This window comes from Colwellia sp. BRX9-1 (assembly GCF_014077195.1).
Taxonomy (GTDB): domain Bacteria; phylum Pseudomonadota; class Gammaproteobacteria; order Enterobacterales; family Alteromonadaceae; genus Colwellia_A.
In genome coordinates this window covers 23,750-35,657 of record NZ_JACGVM010000009.1, presented here as the reverse complement: position 1 = coordinate 35,657, position 11,908 = coordinate 23,750, and the positions used below count along the sequence as shown (strand labels likewise).

At 38.9% G+C, this 11,908-nt stretch carries 8 protein-coding genes and 3 tRNA genes; 4 read left to right on the top strand and 7 right to left on the bottom strand.

The features are described from left to right. The first annotated feature begins 416 nt into the window (after positions 1-416). The 3 genes from H4J76_RS10215 (at position 417) to H4J76_RS10205 (ending at position 817) form a co-directional block, all read left to right on the top strand. Positions 417-492: transfer RNA gene (locus H4J76_RS10215), tRNA-Asn, on the top strand. 50 nt (positions 493-542) lie between these two features. Further along, positions 543-618: transfer RNA gene (locus H4J76_RS10210), tRNA-Asn, on the top strand. Positions 619-741: 123 nt separating this feature from the next. After that, a tRNA-Asn gene (locus H4J76_RS10205) sits at positions 742-817 on the top strand. A gap of 289 nt (positions 818-1,106) precedes the next feature. Here the strand turns inward: H4J76_RS10205 and H4J76_RS10200 are convergent. From H4J76_RS10200 to H4J76_RS10170, 7 genes are all read right to left on the bottom strand, one after another. Continuing rightward, positions 1,107-1,973 (bottom strand): NAD(P)-dependent oxidoreductase, encoded by an 867-nt coding sequence (locus H4J76_RS10200; protein ID WP_182230532.1) that lies wholly within the window; start codon positions 1,971-1,973, stop codon positions 1,107-1,109. Positions 1,974-2,457: 484 nt separating this feature from the next. Continuing rightward, positions 2,458-2,934, bottom strand: coding sequence for a transcription elongation factor GreA (gene greA / locus H4J76_RS10195; protein ID WP_070376488.1), 477 nt, complete (start codon positions 2,932-2,934; stop codon positions 2,458-2,460). A 118-nt stretch (positions 2,935-3,052) separates the two neighbouring features. Then, the gene (carB, locus tag H4J76_RS10190) at positions 3,053-6,271 is read right to left on the bottom strand and encodes a carbamoyl-phosphate synthase large subunit (RefSeq protein WP_070376487.1); all 3,219 of its coding nucleotides are present in this window, start codon (positions 6,269-6,271) and stop codon (positions 3,053-3,055) included. 31 nt (positions 6,272-6,302) lie between these two features. Beyond that, a complete protein-coding gene (carA, locus tag H4J76_RS10185; RefSeq protein ID WP_070376486.1) occupies positions 6,303-7,442 on the bottom strand; it encodes a glutamine-hydrolyzing carbamoyl-phosphate synthase small subunit in 1,140 nt (379 codons plus the stop codon). Positions 7,443-7,709: 267 nt separating this feature from the next. Continuing rightward, the gene (gene dapB / locus H4J76_RS10180) at positions 7,710-8,513 is read right to left on the bottom strand and encodes a 4-hydroxy-tetrahydrodipicolinate reductase (RefSeq protein WP_182216282.1); all 804 of its coding nucleotides are present in this window, start codon (positions 8,511-8,513) and stop codon (positions 7,710-7,712) included. 38 nt (positions 8,514-8,551) lie between these two features. Further along, positions 8,552-8,974, bottom strand: coding sequence for a hypothetical protein (locus H4J76_RS10175; protein WP_182216284.1), 423 nt, complete (start codon positions 8,972-8,974; stop codon positions 8,552-8,554). Positions 8,975-9,117: 143 nt separating this feature from the next. Beyond that, complete coding sequence (locus tag H4J76_RS10170; protein ID WP_182216286.1) at positions 9,118-9,741, bottom strand: FKBP-type peptidyl-prolyl cis-trans isomerase; 624 nt, start codon at positions 9,739-9,741, stop codon at positions 9,118-9,120. A 220-nt stretch (positions 9,742-9,961) separates the two neighbouring features. Between H4J76_RS10170 and H4J76_RS10165 the strand changes: the two genes are divergently transcribed. After that, on the top strand, positions 9,962-11,281 hold the full coding sequence (locus H4J76_RS10165; RefSeq protein ID WP_182216288.1) for a Na+/H+ antiporter NhaC family protein: 1,320 nt from the start codon (positions 9,962-9,964) through the stop codon (positions 11,279-11,281). Positions 11,282-11,908: the final 627 nt, after the last annotated feature.

Genomic DNA, 11,908 nt, shown 5'->3' with positions numbered 1-11,908 from the left:
TCTTTACTTTTGTATAACTCACTGCAAATGGGTATAAAAACTGACGTTGAACAAAAATCACACTAAGATAGTAAAGTAGACAACAAAACTAGCTAAGTCACTGTTATAAATATAAAAAGATAAATCATCTTTATATAGCCATTTAGCTGTAACGTGCATTCTTCACCCAAGTTACGCTTTTTTACACTTTAACTCACAAAGTTATCCACAGATTCAGTGGATAACTTTGTGTAATAGTAACTTATATAGCCCAAGTGTAAAAAAAGCACTGAACTTGAAGATAAAGCAGACTGAGTGTCGACAAAATAAGCAAACAAACAAAATAATGATTTATTTCTACATTTTGTGTTGACAGTTCCGCCACGGACATTTAATATCTCGCCCCGTTAGCCAAGACCCTTGGCAAACAAAACAATTCCTCAATAGCTCAGTTGGTAGAGCAACGGACTGTTAATCCGTTTGTCCCTGGTTCAAGTCCAGGTTGAGGAGCCAAATTAAGATAAGTGGCTTTGAATTTTAAAGCGGCTTTAGAAAAGAACAATTCCTCAATAGCTCAGTTGGTAGAGCAACGGACTGTTAATCCGTTTGTCCCTGGTTCAAGTCCAGGTTGAGGAGCCACATAAGATAAGCCTGCAATTATTTGCAGGCTTTTTTTTATTTGAATGACTACTTCAATTAATTGATAGTAGTGAATAAAAATAGTCGCTTTTCATTATTAAAGGCAACTACATAAAGAACAATTCCTCAATAGCTCAGTTGGTAGAGCAACGGACTGTTAATCCGTTTGTCCCTGGTTCAAGTCCAGGTTGAGGAGCCACATAAGATAAGCCTGCAAATATTTGCAGGCTTTTTTTTACACTAAATTTAATAATCTGAGAAAGCTCAATAGCTCAGTTGGTAGAGCAACGGACTGTGCTTATATATAGTCAGCGTTTGTCCCTGGTTCAAGTCCACAGCTAAAGAAAGAGTCAAAGAAAGAGTTAAGGAGCCACATAAGATAAGCCTGCAGTTATATGCAGGCTTTTTTTACGCTAAATTTAAGACGTTAAATATACTAATACATTTTTTGGCTATCTTAATTGTCAGACGGCTAGCAAGTTAATTTGTTAATCATCTAGACGAGCGATTAAGCTAGATGTATCCCAACGGCTGCCGCCTTTTTTCTGTACCTCTTCATAATAACTGTCTAATTGTTTAGTAATGGTTAAGTCAGCGCCGATCTTTTCTGCTTCACTGAACGCCATAGCTAAATCTTTTCTCACCCAATCGACGGCAAAGCCAAAATCAAATTCTCTAGCACACATCGTTTTACCACGATTATCCATTTGCCATGAACCTGCTGCACCTTTAGAAATAGTCTCTATTAGCTTATCAGTATCAAGACCTGCCTTCTGGGCAAAGTTAAGGCCCTCTGCTAAGCCTTGTACGGTGTTTACAAAACATATTTGATTAACCATCTTAGCTAACTGCCCCGAGCCTACCTGCCCCATTAATTGACTAAAGCGGGCATAAGCATCCATGACCGGTTTTACCTGTTCAAAAATAGTCAAGTCACCACCGGCCATAACCGTTAATACACCATTCTCTGCGCCTGCTTGGCCACCGGATACGGGTGCATCAATAAAGTGTTTTTTTTGCAATTTTGCTAGTGCATCAAGATCTCTTGCCAGCTCTGCTGAAGCGGTTGTGTGATCGACCAAAATAGCGCCAACAGCTAAACCAGCGAATATACCGTCATCCCCCAAAACAACTTGCCTAACATCATTGTCATTACCAACACAGGAAAAGACGATCTCGCGACCTTGGGCGGCTTCTCTTGGACTTTGAGCTAAACAGCCACCAAACTCTTGCACCCATTGTTCTGCCTTCGCAGTCGTACGGTTATAAACGCAAACATCAAAGCCTGCCTTTTGTAAATGTCCGGCCATTGGATAGCCCATAACGCCTAAACCAACAAATGCTACTTTTTTCATATTATCTCCACGATAAATCAGCTCATAAAACCTATATTCTCATTCATTAAATACTACGAAAAGTTGATAACAATTAATAGTAATCGTTTTATAAACATCATCTTTCTTTGTTATTGACACGATTGGAATTATTCATGCTTTGTTGTAGATAACAAAAATTCCGTCACCCTGAACTGGTTTCAGGATCTAGTCACTTAGATACTGAAATAAATTCAGTATGACGACATTAAGATCTCGTTACTTAGATACTGACATAAATATTATTCTAAACCTGAACTCGTTTCAGGATCTGGTCACTTAGATACTGAAATAAATTCAGCATGACGATCTTAGGATCTCGTTACTTAGATACTGAAATAAATTCAGTATGACAACCTTAAGATCTCGTGATTTAAGTACTAAAATAACAGGGCTTAACATAAAAAAGCCCATTATTTTCATAATGGGCTTGGTCTCTTGTAACTGGGTTTACTCTAGCTGTATATTAAATATATTCGACTGAAACAATCTCATATTCAACAACGCCACCAGGTATGGTGATTTCAACTTCAGAATCAACTTCTTTACCAATTAAACCACGGGCAATCGGTGAGTTTAATGAAATACGACCGGTTTTAAAGTCTGCTTCATCATCGCCAACAATTTTATAAGTGACTTCAACTTCGGTTTCAATGTTTAATAAGGTAACTGTTGTACCAAAAAGCACTTTGCCATGATTGGGTATCTTAGTGATATCGATAACTTGAGCATTACACAGTCGACCTTCAATATCTTGAATTCGGCCTTCACAAAAGCCCTGCTCTTCTTTAGCCGCATGATATTCTGCATTTTCTTTTAAATCACCATGTTCACGGGCAACAGCGATATCTTTAACAATACGTGGGCGTTTTTCTGTTTTTAAAACTCTAAGCTCTTCTTTCAGCTGTTCAGCACCAAGAAGTGTCATTGGATATTTTGTCATTTCTCTCTTCTTTTTAAATGATAAAGGTGGCTTACTTAAAAAGTATAACCACCCTTATATAACAATTTTTTATAAAGCATTTATCTCATAATAAATAAATGCCTTACATACTTCAATATTAATTACATTGCTTATGCAATTCTTGTATTGATGTTACCGTATTTCTATCATCAGCTGCATGAGATTGGCATGTTGCAAATGCTGCGTTCAAAGTAGTCGTGTATGCCACTTTATAGCGCAATGCTCCTCCACGCAAGACTTTAGAATCTTCAATCGCTTTACGACCTTCTGTGGTGTTAATAATATAGCTATATTCACCATTTTTGATTCTATCAAGAATATGCGGACGACCTTCTTGTACCTTATTAACTAAGCGACATGGAATATTAGCTTCACCTAGGATAATCGCTGTGCCATGAGTAGCATCGACGTCATAACCTAAAGCGACCAACTGTTTCGCTAAATCAACCACACGTACTTTATCACTGTTACGAACAGAGATTAACGCACGACCTGATTTAGGCACAGATACACCGGCACCTAAACAAGCTTTTGCGTATGCTTCTTCAAATGTCTTGCCAACGCCCATCACTTCACCCGTAGAGCGCATTTCAGGACCAACCAAAGGATCACTACCATGAAACTTGTTAAACGGAATAACCACTTCTTTCACTGAAAAGTATGGAGGAATAATTTCTTTCGTTATCCCTTGTTCTCTTAGTGACTTGCCAGCCATGACACGTGCGCCAATTTTAGCTAGTGGCACAGATGTCGCTTTAGAAACAAACGGTATGGTACGTGCAGCACGAGGGTTTACTTCAATAATGTAAACTTCGTTATCTTTAACCGCCATTTGTGTGTTCATTAAGCCAATAACGCCTAACTCAAATGCTAAGTCGGTAACCTGCTTGCGCATAACATCTTGGACTTCTTGGCTTAAGCTATAAGCTGGCAATGAACATGCTGAGTCACCTGAGTGAACACCCGCTTGTTCAATGTGTTGCATAATACCGCCAACAACAACGTCAGTACCATCACAAACAACGTCGATATCGACTTCAATCGCATCATCAAGAAAATGGTCAAGCAAGACTGGTGAATCATTTGAAACACTAACAGCTTCTGTCATGTATCGACGTAAATCATCTAGGTCATAAACAATTTCCATCGCACGACCACCTAAAACATAAGATGGACGAACAACTAACGGAAAGCCAATACCTTCAGCTTTAGCCATTGCTTCTTCTAATGAAGTCACCGTCGCATTTTCTGGTTGTAATAAACCTAAGCGTTCAACGGCTTGTTGAAAACGTTCTCTATCTTCTGCTCTATCGATTGCATCAGGAGAGGTACCAATAATAGGCACTCCGGCTGCTTCTAAAGCACGCGCTAATTTAAGCGGTGTTTGACCACCGTATTGCACAATAACGCCTTTAGGTTTTTCGATACGAACAATTTCAAGAACATCTTCAAAAGTGATAGATTCAAAATATAAACGGTCTGATGTGTCGTAATCGGTTGAAACAGTTTCAGGGTTACAATTGACCATGATAGTTTCATAACCGTCTTCGCGTAATGCTAATGCCGCATGTACACAACAGTAATCAAATTCAATACCTTGACCGATACGGTTTGGGCCGCCACCTAAGATCATAATTGATTCTTTATCGGTTGGGTTTGCTTCACACTCTTCATCGTAGGTTGAATACATGTAAGCTGTATCTGAACTAAATTCAGCCGCACAGGTATCAACACGTTTGTATACCGGGAAAATATTAGCTTTATGACGTTTTTTACGCACTTCAGCTTCGGCTATACCAATTAAATCGGCAAGGCGAGAATCAGCAAAACCTTTACGTTTAAGTTTACGTAAATAGTCGGCGGTTAATATTTTTAAACCGCCGGCAGCAACTTTAGCTTCTTCTAAAACGATATCTTCGATTTGAATAAGGAACCAACGGTCGACCATAGTTAAGCGATAAATATCATCAACTGATAAACCTAAGCGAAACGCATCAGCGATATACCAAATACGGTCAGCGCCAGCTTCTTGAAGTTCGTGCATAATTTTAGTTTTAGCGCCCGGCTGAGTAACATCAACCATAGAGTCAAAACCATTTACGCCAACTTCTAAGCCACGTAACGCTTTTTGTAATGATTCTTGTTGGTTACGGCCAATGGCCATTACTTCGCCAACAGATTTCATTTGCGTGGTTAGACGGTCTTCACAGCCAGCAAATTTTTCAAAATTAAAACGTGGAATCTTAGTAACAACATAATCAATAGTCGGTTCAAATGACGCTGGAGTTGCGCCGCCGGTAATATCGTTAGTTAATTCGTCAAGCGTATAACCGACCGCTAATTTTGCAGCAATCTTAGCTATTGGGAAACCTGTTGCTTTTGAAGCAAGTGCTGATGAACGTGAAACACGTGGGTTCATCTCGATAATAACCATGCGGCCAGTGTTAGGACAAATACCAAACTGTACGTTAGATCCGCCTGTTTCTACGCCAATTTCACGTAAAACCGCAATCGATGCATTACGCATGATTTGGTATTCTTTATCAGTTAACGTCTGTGCTGGAGCAACCGTAATAGAATCACCGGTATGAATACCCATAGGGTCAAAGTTTTCAATCGAACAAATAATAATACAGTTATCATTTTTGTCGCGAACCACTTCCATCTCATACTCTTTCCAACCAATTAATGATTCATCAATCAATAATTCAGAGGTTGGCGAGAGATCTAATCCACGAGTACAAATTTCATGGAACTCTTCGCGGTTATAAGCGATACCACCACCGGTCCCCCCCATAGTAAATGAAGGTCGAATGATACAAGGAAAGCCTAAGATTTTACTAGCGGCGTGCGCTTCTTCAATCGTATGAACAATTTCAGCATTTGGCGTATCTAAGCCGATTGCTTTCATAGCTTTATCGAAACGAGAACGATCTTCAGCTTTATCAATCGCATCAGCTGTTGCGCCGATCATTTCAACATTAAATTCTTTTAATACGCCTTTTGCTTCAAGTTCTAAAGCACAGTTTAAAGCGGTTTGCCCACCCATAGTCGGTAAAACCGCACAAGGACGTTCTTTTTCAATGATCTTGCGCACAACTTCCCAGTGAATAGGCTCAATGTAAGTTGCATCGGCCATTTCAGGGTCTGTCATGATAGTTGCAGGGTTTGAGTTAACTAAAATAACTCGGTAGCCTTCTTCACGAAGTGCTTTACAGGCTTGTGCGCCTGAATAATCGAATTCACATGCTTGACCAATAACAATTGGGCCAGCGCCTAAGATCAAGATACTTTTTAAATCGGTACGTTTTGGCATTTTTCAGTTCTCTCTATATCTTGTTTAAGGGCTAAGCTTTGGCTTCGTTCATTAAATCGATAAAATGATCAAATAATGGTGCCGCATCTGCAGGACCAGGACTTGCTTCAGGATGACCTTGAAAACTAAATGCAGGCTTATCGGTGCGATGTACACCTTGAATTGATTGGTCAAATAATGACACATGCGTTACTTTCAAATTCGCGGGCATTTTATTTTCATCAATCGCAAAACCATGGTTCTGCGCAGTTATCATCACGACATTACGTTCAAAGTCTTTCACGGGGTGATTGCCACCGTGATGACCAAATTTCATTTTAATGGTACCCGCTCCACTGGCTAAGCCAAGAAGTTGATGACCTAAACAAATACCAAAGATTGGCGTTTGTGTTTCTAAAAATGATTGAATAGCAGAAATCGCATAATCACAAGGCTCTGGATCGCCTGGGCCATTTGATAAGAATATGCCATCTGGATTCATTGCTAAAACATCAGCGGCTGGTGTTTGTGCTGGCACTACTGTTACCTTACAACCACGGTCGACTAACATGCGCAAAATATTGCGTTTGGCACCAAAATCGTAAGCAACTACATGAAACTTCGAGTTTTCAGGGGTAATGTGACCTTTTCCTAATTCCCAGCTACCTTCTGTCCATTGATATTGTTCTTTGGTTGAAACAACTTTGGCTAAATCCATGCCTTTAAGACCTGGAAATGCTTTTGCTTGAGCTAAAGCGTCTGTTTCTGCAGCCTCAGACATTGTGTCTAGGGTCATGATACAACCGTTTTGAGCACCTTTCTCCCGAAGAATACGTGTTAGTTTACGCGTATCAATATCAGCAATACCTAAAACATTACGTGCCTTTAGGTAGTCGCTTAAATTCTGTTCATTTCGAAAATTACTCGCTAATAGCGGTAAGTCACGAATAACTAAACCTTTTGCCCAAATAGTGTTTGATTCTTCATCTTCACTGTTGGTACCTGTATTACCAATATGCGGGTAAGTTAGGGTAATAATTTGCTCTGCATATGATGGGTCGGTAAGAATTTCTTGGTAACCGGTCATTGAAGTATTGAATACTACTTCACCAACAGCCGCTCCGTCTGCACCAATAGCGGTGCCTTTAAATACAGTGCCGTCTTCAAGCACTAAAATGGCAGATTTAGTCAATTTAACCTCCGTAAAGAAGAAAGAAGCTTAACGATGCAACTAAAAAACATCATTAAGTACAAATTACGTGTCGGCTGTTTCCTAATGAAACACCCATAAAAAATGCCAAAAATTTCGTTATTACTAACAGAACCACTAAATTTTTGACAAAATCCACTTATTTTACGCTTGTATCACATGTTCGTCTAGCGATAATTGTAAAAACTAAGCGTTTAATTGAATATTCAGTTAAAACAGCCAAAAGTAACTGTTTTCTCTAAAAATAAATTACTTCAAGCCTAAAACATCTTGCATATCATAAAAGCCATTATCTGCTTCACTTAACCAGAATGCGGCTCTCATAGCACCTAATGCGAAAGTCATTCTTGAACTTGCGCGATGGGTGATTTCTAACCGTTCACCAATATCAGCAAAAAAAGCGGTGTGCTCTCCAACGATATCTCCAGCTCTTACTGTCGCAAAACCTATGGTTTCTTTATCACGTTCTCCTGTGATACCTTCGCGACCATAAACAGCCACTTTATTTAAGTCTCTACCTAAAGTGTCTGCTATAACTTGCCCCATTTTTACTGCTGTACCTGATGGAGCATCTTTCTTAAATCTATGGTGTGCTTCAAATATTTCTATATCAGTATAGTCACCAATTGCTTTTGCGGTAACTTCTAGTAGTTTAAACATTAAATTAACACCGACACTAGTATTTGGCGCTAAAATCACCGGCATAAGTTCGCCTGCTTTTTCAATAATACTCACTTGCTCGTCACTGAAGCCCGTGGTACCAATAACGAGAGCTTTATGATGTTGTTGACACCATTTTAGGTTGTCTAAAGTGGTTTGAATAGCCGTAAAGTCAATAAAAACATCAGCATCGAGTAAGTCGTTTAAGTTAGTTGCTGTTTTTTGGCCAATAGCACCAATACCGGCGAGTTCGCCTAAGTCAAAATTAACAAACGATGAAGACGCTCGAACCGTACCACCAACAAGTTCAATAGACTTATGCTCTACGGCTGCTTGAATTAAGTTACGGCCCATACGGCCGCTGCATCCTAAAATGGCTACTTTTACTTTCATTTTAATCTCTATAAAATTATTTTATCTACTAGATTACTTTAGCGTACTAACGCTAATGGCAATGCTAATTCAATACTATTGGATAAGTCGTGTGAAACCACACTCATTATTTTAAACTGCTCATCTATCTTAACTACATGGAAAAATGCGGAAAAATCAGCAAAAACTTGATCTTTGTCATCAAAGAAAGCCCAATCAACACATATATCGATAGACGAATTATCTGCATAATTATAACTTGCTGTAATTGGTATTATCTTTCGGGTTTTTGCATGCGTTAAAACAGTAAAGATATCTTTAAACTCTTGATTGAAACTTTCACTATTCACTAAATAAGCAATTTTATCTGGGGTATGTAATGTACAAGGTAAATGATAACAAGCGCGGGCTGCCTCTAAATCACAATGTTCAAAGGCAGTAATATAATCTTTAAATAATTTGATCAATGCTTGCTCTAACATACATCCCTACTTGATTGCTTTGTTATGGTTAATCACTATGGGTTTATATTTTATTATTTTAGCGTATTCGTCGTTCTTTGCCATCTATGGCATCACGACATACAGGCATAAAAAAGCCCTCAACGGAGGGCTTTAAAAACTAATTAGCTAACAATTGCTAATAATTCAACGTCAAATACTAACGTTGAATAAGGTGGTATAGCACCTTGTGAGCCTTGCTCACCGTATGCCAAATGGTAAGGAACGTATAAACGCCACTTAGAACCTTCGGTCATTAACTGTAATGCTTCAGTCCAACCTGGGATAACACCACCAATTGGGAATTCAGCAGGTTGACCGCGATCTACAGAACTATCAAAAATGTCGCCATTGATGAAAGTACCATGATAATGAGTACGAACTGTGCTTGCTGCTGTTGGCTTCTCGCCATCGCCTGTTGCTAAAACTTCATATTGAAGGCCAGATTCAGTAACAGTTACTTCATCACGCTTAGCATTTTCAGCTAAGAATTTTTCGCCTTCAGCTGACATTTCTTTAGCTGCGGCTTGCTCTAACTCTTGCATTTTTTTAGAAACAACAGAAAACGCGGCATTTAAATCTTCGTCTGATACTTGGCTTGCTGAATTAGCAATAGCATCGGCCAAACCTGCTTGTACAGCAGATACGTCAAACTCTTTAAAAGGGTTATTACGTAATTGATCACCTAATTGACGACCTACGCCGTAACTTACACGTTGCTCAATTGTTTCAAATGTATTCTCTGACATGATATTCCTTATGTTTTCGCCGACACAGTTATTGTGTAAAAATGGCAATTAGATAAAAATTCGCGATAGGATAACATAAACAGCTACTGGTCTGTAGCTTGAACTTAAGACATTTGGTTATTTTATATAATTTCCGGTTATGGCTATGCTTTCGTTATTATTTTGCTATCGATTTAGTTTACGATAGACTAGCGTTAACTTAATGTTAAAGATAAATTTTATGAATAAAGATATCGTTATTTCTTCTCCAGAGAAGCGTTTACTTAGCCTGTTACCTTTTGGGGTTTTTCTTGGTTTATTTCTGGGCACCGGTATTGTCCTTACCCTACAAGGCGTTGAGTTTGCTTTTTATCAACTCCCCGCCAGCATCGCTATTATTCCAGCCATCTTAGTGGCTATATATTTAGGTAAAGACAGTATTAATGATCAAGTAAGCCAATTTATTTCTGGAGCTGGCCATGCAAACATTATTACTATGTGTGTTATTTATCTACTCGCCGGTGCTTTTGCAACAGTTGCCAAAACAACCGGGAGTGTTGATGCGAGCGTTCAGCTAGGTTTATCTTTTTTCCCTGATTACTTATTACTGCCAGGCTTATTTTTAGTTGCGGCTTTTATTGCTACCGCCATGGGTACTTCAATGGGCACCATCGCTGCGATTGCGCCGGTGGCATTAGGCTTTATAGAGTCTGCCGATTTAGACGCTTCAATTGTTGCTGGCTGTATTATTTCAGGCGCTATTTTTGGCGATAATTTATCAATAATATCTGACACCACCATAGCATCGACGCGCAGTCAGGGTGCGCACATGAAAGATAAATTTAAAGTCAATTTTAAATTTGCCGTACCTGCGGCAATTTTATGTATCATTATTTATGCTTCAATGGGAATTAGTATTCCGCATGAACAAACCCAAGATATTAACGTACTTGGCTTATTACCCTATTTGGTCATACTAACGTTAGCGTTAATGGGTCTTAATGTGTTTGTCGTATTAATTGTTGGTATTATCCTCGCGGCTGCAATAGGCATGTACGACAATGGCTATCAATTATCGGCATGGGTCAGTGATATCAATGCTGGCTTTGCTAGTATGCAAGACATTTTCATTCTTTCGCTGTTTATTGGTGGTTTAAGCGAACTGATCAAACGCCAAGGAGGCTTAGCCGCGCTAACCCATGCAATTGAGCACTTTGCGCGAAAGCTCAACCCCAACAATAAAAAACGTGCCGCCGGTTTAGGTATCGCTTCGTTAGCATTTACTTGTAACTTTTTTACCGCAAATAATACCGTATCAATTATTGTTACTGGTGAAACAGCGAAAGAGTTAGCAGAAGATGGACAAGTCAGCCCAGCACACTCGGCAAGCTTATTAGATATTTACGCTTGTATTAACCAAGGTTTACTGCCTTATGGTGCGCAAGCTTTACTGCTAGGAGCAACCTTGAAAATATCACCTATTGAAGTGGTATCAAGTGCTTTTTATCCGATGATCTTGCTAGTTGTCGCCAGCATAGCTTTTTGGCGCATCACTAAGTAGCTTACCAATATTAGGCTTTCGTTACTCTATTCTAGATTCTTGCGTGATTGACTCGTTTAGGCTATAAATTTAAACGAGTACGAAGTTAATCGTAAAAATAAAATATAATCAGATAAGAAGATAAATTGAATGAAAGGGTCAAACGTTAATTATCAGTGAAGATGCGTTAAACAAATTAGGTTACAGCTTTGCACGCAATGCTCAATTAAATAATGCCATCGCTATTATGAAGCTAAATACCGAACTTTACGCTAACTCTGCTAATACTTATGACAGTTATGCTGAGTTACTGGTGCAGACTAAACAATACAAATAAGCGCTACCGGTTATTCAGCCAGAGCTTAAGTTAGCTAAGATGGATAAAAACACCGAGTTAACTAAACTACTCTTGGATCATTTAACCCCGTAAATGATGACCTATAACAGGGTTTTTTATAGCTGGCTATAAAAGATAAGGTTGGTTTCCCCTCTTCAACCTAGTCGTCATTAACTGGCAAAACATACCATTATTTTTAACTAAGAGGAGTTAAGACTTGTTAAGCTATTTGAAGCATAATAGGTGCAAAAGCCGTAAAAAATTAGCTGCTGAGAGACCTTAATTAAACAATTAGCAGAATAAGTTATGCT

What these genes read in the sequence shown, in the direction of transcription:
- H4J76_RS10200 (WP_182230532.1), bottom strand. Translation starts at nt 1,973, where the DNA reads ATGAAAAAAGTAGCATTTGTTGGTTTAGGCGTTATGGGCTATCCAATG.
- greA (WP_070376488.1), bottom strand. Translation starts at nt 2,934, where the DNA reads ATGACAAAATATCCAATGACACTTCTTGGTGCTGAACAGCTGAAAGAA.
- carB (WP_070376487.1), bottom strand. Translation starts at nt 6,271, where the DNA reads ATGCCAAAACGTACCGATTTAAAAAGTATCTTGATCTTAGGCGCTGGC.
- dapB (WP_182216282.1), bottom strand. Translation starts at nt 8,513, where the DNA reads ATGAAAGTAAAAGTAGCCATTTTAGGATGCAGCGGCCGTATGGGCCGT.
- H4J76_RS10175 (WP_182216284.1), bottom strand. Translation starts at nt 8,974, where the DNA reads ATGTTAGAGCAAGCATTGATCAAATTATTTAAAGATTATATTACTGCC.
- H4J76_RS10170 (WP_182216286.1), bottom strand. Translation starts at nt 9,741, where the DNA reads ATGTCAGAGAATACATTTGAAACAATTGAGCAACGTGTAAGTTACGGC.
- H4J76_RS10165 (WP_182216288.1), top strand. Translation starts at nt 9,962, where the DNA reads ATGAATAAAGATATCGTTATTTCTTCTCCAGAGAAGCGTTTACTTAGC.